We start from the raw sequence: 13,512 nt of genomic DNA, 5'->3' as shown, positions 1-13,512 counted from the left end.
CCGAAAGCCATTAAATTTGTTCAGCTTAAGAATCATCTCCCCATGAAAAAAATCAATGTAGGTGGTCTGGCCCTGGTGGCGCTGTTGCTGGCGCAAGGGGTGCGGGCGCAAAACAAGATCGTTGTGTTCCAGTCTGATTTCGGTTTAAAAGACGGCGCTGTTTCCGCCATGAAAGGCGTGGCCAACGGGGTGTCCACTGATCTCAAACTGTATGACCTGACCCATGAGATACCGGCGTATAACATATGGGAGGCTGCTTTTCGCCTTGAGCAGACGGTGCCCTACTGGCCGGAAGGGACTGTTTTCGTGTCTGTCGTAGATCCCGGTGTGGGTACCAGCCGCAAGTCGGTCGTCCTGAAAACACGTAAAGGGCATTTTATCGTGACGCCTGATAACGGCACGCTTACCCTGGTAGCGGCATCTGAGGGCGTTTCTGAACTGAGAGAGATCAACGAAGCTGTCAACCGCCGGAAAGGCTCCGGCAAGTCCTATACCTTCCATGGCCGGGACGTATATGCCTATACTGCCGCCCGGCTGGCATCCGGCACCATCACATTTGAACAGGTAGGGCCGGTATTGCCCGCCAGTGTGGTGACACTGCCGTTTCAAAAGGCCGTCCGCGAAGGACAGGTGCTCAAAGGCAATATTCCCATCCTGGATATTCAATATGGCAACGTATGGACGAACATCGATGCTGCCTTGCTGGAAGAGCTGCGGCCGAAATACGGAGATATGATGGAGGTGACATTTTATCACCATCAGGAGGCAGTGACCACCCTGCAGGCGCCCTACAGCGAAACCTTTGGCGCTGTGCCTGAGGGCAAGCCCCTCGCGTATCTCAATAGCCTGATGCAGTTGTCCTTCGCCGTCAATATGGGTAACCTCGCAGAGGCGCAACATATCGGCAGCGGCAGCGACTGGAGCGTGGCGGTGAAGCTGCTCCCTAAACGGAATTAAATCCTTTTAAGTAATTTGCGTCCCATTATGGATATCAGTATCAACAAATATATCAGTGAGACAGGCTTCTGCAGCCGGCGGGAGGCTGATAAATATATAGAGCAGGGCCGTGTTACCATCAATGACAATATCGCGTCCAAAGGCAACCGTGTGAAAGCCGGTGATGTAGTGGAAGTCGACGGAGAGCCGCTAAAGAAGAAAAAAACGACCGTATACATCGCGCTCAATAAACCCAAAGGCATCACCTGTACCACCGACCTGAAAGATAAAACCAATATCATCGACTTCATGAACTTCCCTTCGCGGATATTCCCCATCGGCCGGCTGGACAAGCTCTCCGAAGGACTGATCTTCCTGACGAATGATGGAGATATCGTGAATAAAATCCTTCGCGCCGGTAATCAGCATGAAAAAGAATACATCGTGTCTGTCGATAAACCCGTTACCATGGAGTTTATCAAAGCCATGCGCAATGGAGTGAAGATACTGGGTACCGTTACACAGAAATGTTTTGTGCAGCAGGAAGGGACAGACAGGTTCCGTATTATCCTTACCCAGGGCCTTAACCGCCAGATCCGCCGCATGTGTGAAGAGCTCGGTTATAAGGTGGTCACGCTGAAACGGACACGTATCATGAATATGACCTTAAAAGATCTGGCCCCCGGCAAATGGCGTTATTTCACGAAGGATGAAATCGCCAGTATCAATACCATGGTGGCTTCCAGCAGCAAAACTGCTCCTGGTGACAATAGTGGCGGAATGGATGAATAGCGTGTATGCTATAGCGTTAGTTGAAATTTTTTTTGCTGAAAATTTGGAAGTGAAGAATTAATTCCTATTTTTGCACCCGCTTTACAGCAAAAGATTCCGTAGCTCAGTTGGTAGAGCAATACACTTTTAATGTATGGGCCCTGGGTTCGAGTCCCAGCGGGATCACAGACAACTTATAAACCTCGCGCTTTGCGCGGGGTTTTGTTTTTTAGTTGAGCGTTTAGTCGAGTTGCTTTTGTATAACCCCGATTTCTTTTCCGTACTTTATACAGGTTAATCAGCTTTTACTAAAGATACGAAATATCTATTCTGGATTTTAACCCTTAGCATTAAATTACCCTTAGAGTATAGAGATTCAAGGGTATCTCAGGAAACCTGACCCCTTGAGATGTTGTGTGGTTTTTTGCTTATCTGTAGGCTTATGTTTGTTGCCTAAAACAGTAAGTGTGTGAAAGAGAAGTGCAAAGTGAGTAAACTGTAGCTCCAATATTTTCCACGGCTGAATCTTTATCTACTAAAAACCTTGTTGCGCGCCGGTAAAAAGCGCTTCGCAATTTTTTGTAGATAAAATATATTATAGTGCCATACTGTACTTTCCCATTTGCATTGGTGGAATTATTCCTTTGTGCGTTTTGTTTGCGTAATTAAAGGAACATTAATAATCTAATATCCTTTGTCGAGATTATAGAATCTGAAAACTTCCTTAGTTATGAACGTGCAGTTTTCAGCCAGTTCAGGGAGTGTGCAGTACATGCCATTGTGAAGAAGGGCCAAATCATTTTTTGATTCCATCAAATTCATTCTGAGAAATCCTTCAGGCAAAGTTCTGCCCGCTAGCATTTCAAAAAGAGAATTAGCAAACTCTTGATCATCTCCCAGATTAATTTTAGCGTAGGTTATCCAACCTTTGGATACCTTGAAATGCACATCGATATAAAAACGCTCTTCCATTATCATGAGTTTGTGCCAGTCGGAAAGGCGGATCTAAAGGGTGATCCACCTTCCGCTGGGCTTGACATAAGATTAATCGATCTTTAACGCACTATCTTTCTTTAATGCACAATTAGTGAATTGCTATTTGCCGTAGTGCTTTTTTCTTTACCTCTTCTTTTTTGGGAATTTTCAGAGATAGTAATCCATTGTCATATTTTGCCTGGATTTTTTCTTCATCCACAACATCCGATGGAAGTGTTATTGTACGCTTAAAGGACTGATAACTAAATTCCTTATAGGAATACTTACCGTCACTTTGTTCTTCCGCATTGACATTTCTTTCAGAAGAAATGCATAGATTGTTGCCATCGAGGTGAATTTTGAAGTCTTCTTTCTTCATGCCTGGTGCAGCGAGTTCGACAAGAAAATCCTCATCTGTTTCTTTAATATTCATCGTGGGAATGGTAGTGCCGCTAGTGGAATTATTAAAGTTGTCCCAACTTAAAAGACCACGATTAAACAAGTTTTCGAACAGGGTCGGCAAATTTGTAAGTGGTTCCCTGTTTCTTCTTACGAGTGACATAGTAACCTCCTTTTTAAATATTAACAAACTTTTATATTTATTGGTAATTCTACCTTTAAAAAAGGGTGATCAACCTGTATGCCAAACGTGAAAAATTAAATTTGGCTGTCATTTTTTCATTACACGAGTCGGAGAAGCAGAACACATAAGGGCAAAATGGCTAAAAAATGCTCCAGTCTGAAATATTGGCAACTTTAAATCAGATGAAATATTTATAAAGTTTGGTTGGTAATTTTATGGCAAAAGTCAGGCAATGTCAGCTAGTTTTTTAAGATCGAATACAAAAAGGTTCGAGTTTTGTACCATAGGGATCGCTGAAGTTTTAGAAACCTCACGCATGGCGTGGGGTTTGCTTTTTTAGTTGAGCGTTTAGTCGAGTTCCTTTTTATATAACCTCAATTTGTTTCCCATACTTTATACAGGTTAACGAGCTTTTACTAAGATACAAATATTCCTATTGAAATTTATACGCCTCACATTTGTAAATATGATACTTCAGTTTACGACAAGCCCACACTACTAGCACCGGGTTCTTAAATATAATTAGAATATTAAATTTTTTTAATTACATTTGTTGATATCAATAAATATATAATGCATCAAGGAACAGTAAAGTTTTTTAATGAGGAGAAAGGTTTTGGTTTTATCGTACCAGTAAATGGTGATAGCGAGATCTTTGTTCATTCCTCCGGTTTAATGGATAACATCTATGAGAATGATTCAGTAACCTACAACATCGAGCAAGGTAAAAAAGGCTTGAATGCGGTTAACGTTAAAAGAAGCTAATTAGATTTATTTATAAATTAGTAATACCTCTATCTTGCAAGGATAGAGGTATTTTTTTATAAGAGAAATTGTAAATTTTTTACCGTACCCATGTACAATTATGCACTCTTTGCTATCAATGATATTTTAATTATTTCATTATTATCTGTTCTATTTGAATGTATTTGAAATATTTTCATGCCATTTTAATGTTGATACTTCAAAATTAGTACAGGAGATAATTGCAATCATCAGGGCACAGGGTATTGTAGATACAAACAATAAAAAAATGCTGATAATTAATAGTTTCGAGGAATACAAGACGTATCTCGGTAAAGAATTAGGTGTTTCCAACTGGCATAAAATTGACCAGGAACAGATTGATAACTTTGCGAATGCCACACTAGATCATCAATGGATACATACTGATAAGGAAAAAGCTAAACGTGAAGGGCCATTTAATGCAACCATCGCTCATGGTTATTTAACCTTGGCATTAATCCCATATCTCTGGAAGCAGATTGCAGACGTTCGCAATATTAAAATGGAAATAAATTATGGTATAGAGAGTTTTAAATTTGGTCAACCCGTCCTGGTGGATAGTGAAGTTCAGCTAAAGGCTAAACTTAATTTGATAACAAATTTAAGAGGTGTTACCAAAGTTATAATTGAAGCTACGCTTATCATTAAAGGTGAGCAGAAACCTGCCTATAACGGCAATGTTGTTTTTCTGTATCATTTTGTGTAATCTTCGGACGGACTTTGTAAAATTACAATTTCTGATTAATGACATAATTCTGCATTTGGGTTGCTTGGTTGGAAAAAAACGCTAAAAATATATATTCTGATATATTAATTTTGCCGGATTTTAGGTTGTAATCAAATAGCCAGTCATTGATCGCAAACACTATGGACACAAATCTTTTTACGGTAATTATCGGTAGTGGAAGCTATATTCCAACCAAACTGATCTCAAATGATCATTTTTTAAATCATGCTTTTTACGACAAAGATGGCACCATGCTATCGAAGACTGACCTTTGACCTTGTCCCGATAATGCCATTGCATACAATAATATGGGGCATGCAAAATACCAGCTGAAAGATCTGAAGAATGCTTTAAAAGATATCCAACGTTCTGTTGCTTTAGACCCGAAAAACTCCTACGCTTACAGGAACAGGGCTTTGGTATATCTGGCTATGAAACAGCCTGACAAAGCCTGCGAAGACCTTCATCGGGCAATTAATCTTGGTTATACTACCATGTACGGAGACGATGTGCAACAGTTATTGGAAAAGCACTGCATTTTTAAAGGCCTGTGAGCCGTTTTGTATGGCATAGAACTGCGCATTAATTTTATGGTATTCAACAAATCGAACTGAGATATGAGAATTGCGATAGTTGGTGCTCACCGGGTGGGTAAAACGACATTGGCGGAAGAACTTCTGGTGAATCTTCCTGGGTATACTCTTAATGCAGAACCATATTATCAACTGGAAGCATCAGGGTATGAATTTTCAGAAATTCCTACCGATGAGGATTTTATTGAACAGTTTAATTATTCAGTCAAACAGATTGCCAAAAACGAAAGCAATGTGATATTTGACAGATGTGTCATTGATATCCTGGCCTATCTTCATGTTATCGACCCAGGCAGGAATATTCAATTGCTATTTGAAACAGCTCAAACAGTCATTGCTGGAATCGACCTTCTCGTGTTTGTTCCTATAGAAGAACCGGATCTGATACCAGGCCATCAGACAGATCTGCCAAAACTCAGAGGCCGGGTTAATGATTTGCTCTACGAATGGATTGGAGATTTTGGCATAGAGACCATTGAAGTCAGCGGTACTTTATCGAACCGCAGAGACCAGGTACTCGCTAAAATTTCATGATATCATCTAGGATATCTCCGGTCGGAGATACCCCTTCTTGCAAATTTTTACATTGACAGCACAATTTTACCCAATAAAGGTCTGTCTCGTTTCACGTCCTCTATTCTTTGATGGGCATTTATAACGTCTTCAATTGGATACATACTGTCTATAATAGGCTTTACCTGTCCGGTTTCAATTAATCTGGTAATATGATGGAGCTCATCCCTGCTTTGCCGGGTAAAAACGAAATGATAGGTAGCATTTCGTTCCCAGGCGTGGATAAGGTTTTGCGGCCGGGCAATGTCAACCAGCGTTACAATTGTACCGTAGTTAGCTAAGGCAAGCGGAGCGTCCGAGAGTGTGCTGCCTCCTACAGTATCAATAATAACATCCACGCCTTTTCCCTTAGTATATGCCTGTATCTCTTCAATGTAGTTTTTTCTATGATGGTCAATGACTACATCCGCTCCAAGATGCTGAAGCTGCTCATGTAAAATGCTTTGCCCTGTTGTGTACACAAAAGCCCCCAGTGATTTAGCGACCTGTATGGCGAGTGTTCCAACGCCACCTGCTCCTCCAAGGATAAGAATAGTATCCCCTTTTTTTAGTTTAGCCCGTACCACAAGCATTTCCCATACCGTCCCTCCAATAAGCGGAATAGCAGCAGCTTCCTCGTAGCTAAGATTATCCGGCATCCTGGACAATGAAGATTCGTCAGTAAGGTGATACTCAGCATAACTACCGGAGCCGCCAAAACGTGGGGAATAATAGACTTTATCACCGGGCCGCCACTTTTTCACGGCTTCACCCACTGCTATAACGTCGCCTGAGATATCGTGACCGGTTATAATTGGTAAATCAAACAGTGACGCATAGTCGCCTCGTCTTACCTGGTAATCGAGCGGATTTACCGAGGTAGCCCTTACCTTCACCAGTACCTGGGAATGATCTGTTATGGAAGGAGTAGGCACTTCCGTTAACTGGAGGACTTCTGGTCCCCCATAATTTTTGATTACAATTGCTTTCATGATTAGATGTTTCGCTTATTCTCGAAGTATTAGGCTAAAAAAATCAGAACGCTTTTTGGATTAGTTTGTTCAGCGTCTTAATCGCTCCTTCATTACGTTTGTAGTACGTCCACTGGCCGACCCGCGTGGCTTCAATAAGCCCGCATTTTTGTAGTAAACTCAGGTAGTCTGATGTTGTGGACGGAGATAAACCAGCCTTTTTGGTAATGTCGCTTACACAAACACCAAGATTTGCATCATAGTCCTGCAATTCTTCAGCGGGAAAGTGGAGGCGAGGCTGCTTGAGCCAAATAAGTATGTTTATTCTGGTTTCGTTACTGAGCGCTTTAAAAACCATAATTAATTCCATGGAGCAAATATATCGGTATTTCGGGAAATTCCGAAATTAAAGTTCAACAGTGTCACCAGGAGAATCACAGTCAACCATTCCCGGGCTAATCCTGGAATCAGGTATTTATCCAATATCGGATATCCGTAAACGTGATATCCAATATTGGATAAAATACAATGCTGAGATTATCTTTACGCACTTTGTCCTTTGGACAAGTTGGCTTGATTCCCTTGGAAACAGCCATTGACCTGGTAAGTAGCATTAAAATATATGGAAAATAAAAAAGGCCTGTCACCTGTATTAATCATTGTAGCTATCATTTTAGGCGTGACATTGTATAAGCAATTCGACTTTCAGCAGCTTAGATTTGAAAAACCTGCATTGGCCGTTGTTTATATGATCGTTTTTGTCTCTTGCATTTTTTTACTGGTAAAAAGGCTTAAGCGTAAATAACAGCCACCAAGATTATTTCACATAAGTACTGCCCTTGTCCTGCCCAAATGTTTTAGGGCGGTTATCTACTGTGGGCTTATCCGGTATGGGAGGCGCAGGGGCTGTCCAGTTGCTCCATGATACGCGGGAGCCATCAGGGACAGTCACCTCAAATCCGGCAAATTGCCAGTCGCCGTAGTAATGATTATTACGGAAAACATTATCCTGCTGAAAGGTGATCCGCCAGGGAATCTGGTAACCACCGAATTCAGGATAGGTACCGTACTCAGAAAATATTCCATTGATACCGCAGAAATTTCCGCCTGCACATCCCAGCGTCGCCTTATCTATTTTGAATTCATTGTTCTCTACCACCACGTTTTCTGTTGACCAGCGACAAACAAATTTATCTGGCATACTACCGGGAATAACATCCGGCAGACCGGATTTGCAGGGGCCGTCATCGTACAGGCTTCTCATCTTTATGGTGCCCGCCTGATGGGTATTGGCACTGGACCCACTATACCTGTTTGCATTTTCCCACAGTACCACACCTCCCCAGTTATTCTCAAAATTATTGTTGCTGATCAGCATGGGGGAGGTCTTCAGATTAAAGCCCCGGGGACTGCCGGCTTCGGAAATATATATTGCCGGAACCGGGAAATAATCTCCTTTACGCGCACTCTCCATACCGGCAACGACAGCATTCTTCTTAAAGTTATTGAAACGTACCCTGGCATCATAACCAGCTTCTATCATTAATCCGTTTCCATCATTATCATTGATATAATTGTTTTCAATCACGAAGCCACGGTTATTGTTATCCAGCCATAAGCCAACTCCTTTATTATGATGTACCCAGTTATTGGTTACTGTAGCATTCTTGTTGATCCAGAACTTTACACCACCGGTACAACCACATCCATCGATTTTGCGCTCCCAGTCATCTGTATTGTTACCGGTAATTTCATTATGGTCCAATACGAAATTTACGACCTCATTCAGCTCTGTTCCGCAACAGGAGTTGATACCATATTGACCATTGTCTTTGATACAATTATAACGATAAACATTATTAGGGCCGGCCATAAGACCTGCACCTTTGTTATTGGAGATGGTATTATACTCAATGGTCCATTTATCGCCGGCATCATGGTTTACAACGCCTTCATCGCGTGGGGCAACGAAGTTGCGGATGGTAAGATAACGGATCGTTACATTGACTGCCCGCTGCGTAAAGGCATACTGATTGACATTCCGGCCATCCAGGATGGCACCGGGGCCACCAATAAACGTGGTATTGTCGGCCGGTATGATCTGGCTTAGCGGATCAGTGCCTATTGTATGCACACCAGGCGCCAGCCAGAAAGTAGCACCTTTGCGGTCAAAGTCAAACTTGCTGTTGTCACCCGCCGGTACAGTAATAGCGCCCGCCGGCGCAGCATCCGGGCCAGTCAGCAGTTTCGTATTACCGCAAATTTCCGCGGGCGGCGACGATGGCCATATATTGGCATCGGTATTACCGGGACCTCCGGGATCATCTTTGGAGCCTCCTGTGTCAGGCTTATGACATCCCGCGAAATAGAGGAGGAGCAGTGGAATTAAAGATCTGCAGATCTTTTGCAATGGTAAATCGGATTTTCTCATAGGACTTGAATAATTGACATGGTTTGGACTGGTTAAATACTTTAGTGTCCAACAAGTGATTTGACAAAATGCATCATGGGCCTGACTTTCTCTTTCCCTCAGGTGGAATGTTCCCCTGATTGTCAGGCATCTTTTCTTTCAGTACAACAGGTGTTATAGGTTTCCACAGTCACGGTTCTTCAGACAGGTTTCGGTACATTACCGGAGAGTAAGGTACAAATAAAACAAAATATTTATTGCAGGAAGATTTTTTTTAAGCAGATATTAATCAGGATGCCGGAGAAACAATGGTTAATGGAAGATATGGCCTGCAAAGCAGCAAGGGCGTGTAGTACGCCCTTGCCATGGTTGGTGTCATGATTTTTATCAGGGATATAAAGACTGTGCTGCTTTGATATCTTTTACAGACAATACAGTAGCACCGATACCGCATTGGCCGGCATTCATCAGGGAAGAAGCATCTGTGCCCGGCACGCCTGGCACATCAACGCCTGGAGGGTTTTCACCAGCGGCAGCCCAGTTGGTGTGCCTGAAAGAGATGTTGTGCCCCAACTCATGGGTGATCGTACGGGCACGCTGCGCAAAGTTGTTGCCCGCAATATAAGCAGCGTTGATACGGATCAGGTTACCTACCACGCCGTTTACCGGGAAGGTACCTGCACCGCATATGCCATTACCGAGGTTGGCATTGGTCATCAGTACATCGTAAGTACCGGTTGGTGCGAGCACCCAGTTCACTGAGCAGGAAGAGATGGCATTCCATTGGGAAATGGCTGAATCGATTTCAGCACTTAAACCACTGAGGGATGCATCTACTCTTAAACGGATGTTGGTAACATTGGTAACTTTACTACCGGTATAATATTGTTCTGTTTTAATGTTACCTTCTGGCACCTTCATGTTTTTAGGGAAGCTGATATCGCCTTCTACCATGAACTCTGTAGGATGGTCCACGATCTGGTTTTCGTGGAAACCTAATTTAAGAATGTACTCCCGCACTTTAGCTGCGTTGTCGGCCTGAGGCGGAGTAGCGGGACTGTCAGCTGATTTGGAACAGGCTGCAAAGACAATGGCAAATAGGGCCACCAGAACGAACGACATGTGTTTTTTCATGTGACTTTTTAATTTTGGGTGAAAAAAGGGTATAGTGTGATGATCATCTGCCCGGAAAATAATGGCACAAAGCGCTCACGGGATAACTATCTACAGCTATCCATGCAGGGTAAACCATAAGGATCTGTTGCTTGCTACAGCAATCTATCATCAGTGCTCTTAATGCTAACAGTCATGCGGTTTATTTAAACTGGGTTAATAAAAGTCGCGTGCTCAGATTTTGCTTACATCAATATTAAAATAAATTTCTTATCATGAAAAAACTTTAATTTTCCCACTGCTGTGCCGATCCAGCGGGATTTTGTAGGTTACCTGTACAGCTCCTTCCTTTTCTTTACCAGGGAATTACAGCCCCCCGGAACCCCATGAAAATTAAACTAGTTTAATCTCATTTATTATAATAGTTGAACGTGCGGCAAAAACGTATGGAATAGTTTTGTGTTCATAATTACTTACTTATGGACATGATAAAACATCCAATATTCCGGCCGTTAGCATGGCCCGGGCACTCAATGAAAAACAGGCTGGTGATAGCGCCTATGTCACGCGTAAGTGCTACTGCTGAAGGGTTGGCCACTGCTGAAATGGAAACCTATTATTCCGCTTTTGCAAAAGGTGGTTTCAGTATGATCATTACAGAAGGGAACTATACAGATGACGTGGCGAGTAAAAGTTATCCTCATCAACCAGGCCTTGTCTGCGCTGCTCATGCCGCTGCATGGCAACAGGTAGTGGAGCAGGTAAAAACACATGGTGCGTTGATGATCGCACAGCTGATGCATGCAGGCGCCCTGTCGCAGTACTCCGAGGAAACGCTGGCTCCTTCAGCCATACAGCCGGTGGGCGTTAAAATGGCACAATATGGAGGCACTGGTGCTTATCCCTTTCCGAAGGCCATGGACCCGGACGATATTGATGCCGCTAAAACGGGCTTTGTAAATGCCGCCAAAGTAGCTCTCGAGGCCGGTTTTGATGGGGTGGAATTACATATGGCCAACGGGTACCTGCTCGATCAATTTCTTACACCGGAGCTAAATGTCCGTGAAGATCAATACGGAGGCAGCACCAGCAACCGTTTCCGCATTGCCGCAGAAATTATCCAGGCTATCAGGGCGGTTGTGCCGGCACATTTCCTGGTAGGGATACGGCTATCAGAAGGCAAAGTGAATGATCTCAAATACCGCTGGAAAGATGGCGCTGTGATGGCTATCGAAATCCTGGAGGAAGTCCGCAAAGCAGCACCCGATTTTATTCATATTGCCGTTCAAAGCGGAGAGTGGGAGCGGGACAGCTTTTACAGCAATGGAACTTCTTATGCGGCACTCGCCAAACAAATAACCGGCCAGGTGGTCATCGCCAACGGCGGAATGCATCAACTGACAAGAGCCACCAGGGTTATTGAAGAAGCGCATGCCGACCTCCTCGCCATAGGAAAAGCCGCCCTGGCCGATCCTGCCTGGCCTTCGCACCTACTGAACGGAACGTCGCCCGTTGCTTTCCATCCCGACATGCTTTGGCCGGAAGCTACCATCAGCCACACGAATCACGTTATCAAATCCAATCACATTAATATATCATGAGAACACTTTTTTTAATACTCGTCACCTTATACAGCGTAAGCGTATCAGCACAAACAAAAAATTCATTACATCAATTAAAAAATAATAAAATGAAAATCTCACAAATAAAAATCAATCCAGACCCTTATCAACCTTTCCGTCTTGCACAGGGTTATCGCGCCGGTGATCTCTTATTCATTTCTGGGCAGACAGCTATCGATGATCATGGTCAATTAGTTGGGATCGGAGACTTTGACAAGCAGGCTGCTAAAGCTTTTGAGAACCTGGATAAGGTATTGAAAGCCGGCGGCTCCAGCCTGAAAAATGTGATAAAAGTGACTATCCTGTTGAAGGACATGGGCAACTTTAACAAGATCGTTGCTTTGAGAGAAAAGTATTTTAAGGCCCCTTATCCTGCAGACACTATACTGGAAGTATCTTCCCTTTATTCACCTGATGCGCTGATAGAGATAGAAGCAGTGGCGGTGGCAGATGAAGCGGCAACATGGGAACAGTAGGATGTGGTAGGCACCTGGTTGAAAATCCTTCAGGCCCGAAGGCCCGAAGGATTTTGGTTATATATGGACTGTCGTCTGGATTATTGTCGCCTGCTCCATAAAGTCGTCAATGAAGTGGGTTGTATGCCGAATTTTTTATAGGTAGCGGGAGTAAATTCGCTGTCGGCATGGTTTAACAGGATGTCCACGAAAGTAGTAGAAAGACCTTTAATGAAATTGGCTAATAGTTTTGCCAGCCATGGCGCCGTATACCTGATTTTAACTGCCGGGTTCTGGTTGACAAGCTGAACAAACCCGGTGAGGGACAATCGCTCCGGACCTGATAACTCATATATACCCGGGTCCCCGTGTTCAAGAGCGGACACGATCATCTTTACGACATCTCCGCGGTAAACGGGCTGCATCATTTGCCGGCCATCACCGATTACCGGTATCGCTTTCCCATTTTGCGATATGAAAAGCGTATCTATCCGGGATGGTTTGTCGGGCGAATCGATGATAATGGGGCACCGGAATATGACGGCTTCTTTTCCCGCAGCAGATAGTATCTTTTCAGCTTCTCCCTTATACCTGAGATAGAGGTTTTTTGAACATGCATCAGCCCCGGGATAGCTTAAAAAGATAAGCCGCCGTGCTTTGCCCACGCTGGCCGCTTCAGCAACGATCTGCGTTGAAGTTTTGTTGGCCTGAATGTAAACGGCTTCTTTTTTTGAATTGATCTCCCCTGACAAATGGATAATATGATCAGCGTCCTGTAAGGCGCGTTTCGCTTTATCATTGTTCATCCAGTTGGTAATGGTTTCATCACTTTCAATTGTTTGTGGATTTCGTATCAGGCCGATAGTATAGTATCCTTTGGCTTTCAGGGCCGGGATAAGCAATCCCGCCGTAAAACAGTTGGCGCTGGTAATAACAATTTTGAGCGGTTGTGACATGTGCTTCTTTTTTTGTAAAATTATACCCGGGTTAGGGAAGCGACGATGATTCAAATCAACAA

At 43.4% G+C, this 13,512-nt stretch carries 15 protein-coding genes and 1 tRNA gene; 9 read left to right on the top strand and 7 right to left on the bottom strand.

Going from position 1 to position 13,512, the window contains the following annotated elements:
• Positions 1–42: 42 nt before the first annotated feature.
• The 3 genes from HHL17_RS21180 (at position 43) to HHL17_RS21170 (ending at position 1,893) form a co-directional block, all read left to right on the top strand.
• The gene (locus HHL17_RS21180; protein ID WP_169226784.1) at positions 43–957 is read left to right on the top strand and encodes an SAM hydrolase/SAM-dependent halogenase family protein; all 915 of its coding nucleotides are present in this window, start codon (positions 43–45) and stop codon (positions 955–957) included.
• Positions 958–984: 27 nt separating this feature from the next.
• Positions 985–1,728, top strand: a complete 744-nt coding sequence (gene rluF, locus HHL17_RS21175) for a 23S rRNA pseudouridine(2604) synthase RluF (RefSeq protein WP_169226783.1) — start codon at positions 985–987, stop codon at positions 1,726–1,728.
• Positions 1,729–1,820: 92 nt separating this feature from the next.
• Positions 1,821–1,893, top strand: a tRNA-Lys gene (locus HHL17_RS21170).
• Positions 1,894–2,391: 498 nt separating this feature from the next.
• Here the strand turns inward: HHL17_RS21170 and HHL17_RS21165 are convergent.
• Both HHL17_RS21165 and HHL17_RS21160 read right to left on the bottom strand, forming a co-directional pair.
• Positions 2,392–2,679, bottom strand: coding sequence for a hypothetical protein (locus tag HHL17_RS21165; RefSeq protein ID WP_169226782.1), 288 nt, complete (start codon positions 2,677–2,679; stop codon positions 2,392–2,394).
• A gap of 112 nt (positions 2,680–2,791) precedes the next feature.
• Complete coding sequence (locus HHL17_RS21160) at positions 2,792–3,244, bottom strand: Hsp20/alpha crystallin family protein (RefSeq protein ID WP_169226781.1); 453 nt, start codon at positions 3,242–3,244, stop codon at positions 2,792–2,794.
• Positions 3,245–3,838: 594 nt separating this feature from the next.
• Here HHL17_RS21160 and HHL17_RS21155 point away from each other — a divergent pair.
• The 4 genes from HHL17_RS21155 to HHL17_RS21140 all read left to right on the top strand — a co-directional run bounded on the left by HHL17_RS21155 (position 3,839) and on the right by HHL17_RS21140 (position 5,905).
• Positions 3,839–4,030 carry a cold-shock protein gene (locus HHL17_RS21155; protein WP_169226780.1) on the top strand — a complete coding sequence of 64 codons (192 nt, stop codon included), beginning with the start codon at positions 3,839–3,841 and terminating at the stop codon, positions 4,028–4,030.
• 154 nt (positions 4,031–4,184) lie between these two features.
• The gene (locus tag HHL17_RS21150; RefSeq protein ID WP_240975928.1) at positions 4,185–4,757 is read left to right on the top strand and encodes a MaoC family dehydratase; all 573 of its coding nucleotides are present in this window, start codon (positions 4,185–4,187) and stop codon (positions 4,755–4,757) included.
• Between the two features lie 314 nt (positions 4,758–5,071).
• On the top strand, positions 5,072–5,332 hold the full coding sequence (locus HHL17_RS21145) for a tetratricopeptide repeat protein (protein ID WP_317166601.1): 261 nt from the start codon (positions 5,072–5,074) through the stop codon (positions 5,330–5,332).
• Between the two features lie 63 nt (positions 5,333–5,395).
• Positions 5,396–5,905: an AAA family ATPase gene (locus HHL17_RS21140; protein ID WP_169226778.1), complete on the top strand. Its 510-nt coding sequence runs from the start codon at positions 5,396–5,398 to the stop codon at positions 5,903–5,905.
• Positions 5,906–5,952: 47 nt separating this feature from the next.
• Here the strand turns inward: HHL17_RS21140 and HHL17_RS21135 are convergent, their stop codons facing one another.
• From HHL17_RS21135 to HHL17_RS21120, 4 genes are all read right to left on the bottom strand, one after another.
• Positions 5,953–6,915 carry a zinc-binding dehydrogenase gene (locus HHL17_RS21135; protein ID WP_169226777.1) on the bottom strand — a complete coding sequence of 321 codons (963 nt, stop codon included), beginning with the start codon at positions 6,913–6,915 and terminating at the stop codon, positions 5,953–5,955.
• A gap of 43 nt (positions 6,916–6,958) precedes the next feature.
• Positions 6,959–7,264, bottom strand: coding sequence for an ArsR/SmtB family transcription factor (locus HHL17_RS21130; protein WP_169226776.1), 306 nt, complete (start codon positions 7,262–7,264; stop codon positions 6,959–6,961).
• 447 nt (positions 7,265–7,711) lie between these two features.
• The gene (locus HHL17_RS21125; RefSeq protein ID WP_169226775.1) at positions 7,712–9,325 is read right to left on the bottom strand and encodes a right-handed parallel beta-helix repeat-containing protein; all 1,614 of its coding nucleotides are present in this window, start codon (positions 9,323–9,325) and stop codon (positions 7,712–7,714) included.
• Between the two features lie 366 nt (positions 9,326–9,691).
• Positions 9,692–10,438 (bottom strand): M57 family metalloprotease, encoded by a 747-nt coding sequence (locus HHL17_RS21120; protein WP_169226774.1) that lies wholly within the window; start codon positions 10,436–10,438, stop codon positions 9,692–9,694.
• A 458-nt stretch (positions 10,439–10,896) separates the two neighbouring features.
• Between HHL17_RS21120 and HHL17_RS21115 the strand changes: the two genes are divergently transcribed.
• Entirely contained in the window at positions 10,897–12,018 is a 1,122-nt protein-coding gene (locus HHL17_RS21115) for an oxidoreductase (protein ID WP_169226773.1), read from the top strand.
• Positions 12,019–12,107: 89 nt separating this feature from the next.
• Complete coding sequence (locus HHL17_RS21110; protein ID WP_169226772.1) at positions 12,108–12,515, top strand: RidA family protein; 408 nt, start codon at positions 12,108–12,110, stop codon at positions 12,513–12,515.
• An 80-nt stretch (positions 12,516–12,595) separates the two neighbouring features.
• Here the strand turns inward: HHL17_RS21110 and HHL17_RS21105 are convergent, their stop codons facing one another.
• Entirely contained in the window at positions 12,596–13,450 is an 855-nt protein-coding gene (locus HHL17_RS21105; protein ID WP_169226771.1) for an SDR family oxidoreductase, read from the bottom strand.
• Between the last annotated feature and the right edge of the window lie 62 nt (positions 13,451–13,512).

The organism is Chitinophaga fulva (assembly GCF_012927205.1).
Taxonomy (GTDB): domain Bacteria; phylum Bacteroidota; class Bacteroidia; order Chitinophagales; family Chitinophagaceae; genus Chitinophaga; species Chitinophaga fulva.
This window is presented reverse-complemented; position numbering and strand designations above follow the sequence as displayed.

What these genes read in the sequence shown, in the direction of transcription:
- HHL17_RS21120 (WP_169226774.1), bottom strand. Translation starts at nt 10,438, where the DNA reads ATGAAAAAACACATGTCGTTCGTTCTGGTGGCCCTATTTGCCATTGTC.
- HHL17_RS21135 (WP_169226777.1), bottom strand. Translation starts at nt 6,915, where the DNA reads ATGAAAGCAATTGTAATCAAAAATTATGGGGGACCAGAAGTCCTCCAG.
- HHL17_RS21165 (WP_169226782.1), bottom strand. Translation starts at nt 2,679, where the DNA reads ATGGAAGAGCGTTTTTATATCGATGTGCATTTCAAGGTATCCAAAGGT.
- HHL17_RS21140 (WP_169226778.1), top strand. Translation starts at nt 5,396, where the DNA reads ATGAGAATTGCGATAGTTGGTGCTCACCGGGTGGGTAAAACGACATTG.
- HHL17_RS21180 (WP_169226784.1), top strand. Translation starts at nt 43, where the DNA reads ATGAAAAAAATCAATGTAGGTGGTCTGGCCCTGGTGGCGCTGTTGCTG.
- HHL17_RS21115 (WP_169226773.1), top strand. Translation starts at nt 10,897, where the DNA reads ATGGACATGATAAAACATCCAATATTCCGGCCGTTAGCATGGCCCGGG.
- HHL17_RS21155 (WP_169226780.1), top strand. Translation starts at nt 3,839, where the DNA reads ATGCATCAAGGAACAGTAAAGTTTTTTAATGAGGAGAAAGGTTTTGGT.
- HHL17_RS21110 (WP_169226772.1), top strand. Translation starts at nt 12,108, where the DNA reads ATGAAAATCTCACAAATAAAAATCAATCCAGACCCTTATCAACCTTTC.
- HHL17_RS21130 (WP_169226776.1), bottom strand. Translation starts at nt 7,264, where the DNA reads ATGGAATTAATTATGGTTTTTAAAGCGCTCAGTAACGAAACCAGAATA.
- HHL17_RS21160 (WP_169226781.1), bottom strand. Translation starts at nt 3,244, where the DNA reads ATGTCACTCGTAAGAAGAAACAGGGAACCACTTACAAATTTGCCGACC.
- HHL17_RS21125 (WP_169226775.1), bottom strand. Translation starts at nt 9,325, where the DNA reads ATGAGAAAATCCGATTTACCATTGCAAAAGATCTGCAGATCTTTAATT.
- HHL17_RS21105 (WP_169226771.1), bottom strand. Translation starts at nt 13,450, where the DNA reads ATGTCACAACCGCTCAAAATTGTTATTACCAGCGCCAACTGTTTTACG.
- rluF (WP_169226783.1), top strand. Translation starts at nt 985, where the DNA reads ATGGATATCAGTATCAACAAATATATCAGTGAGACAGGCTTCTGCAGC.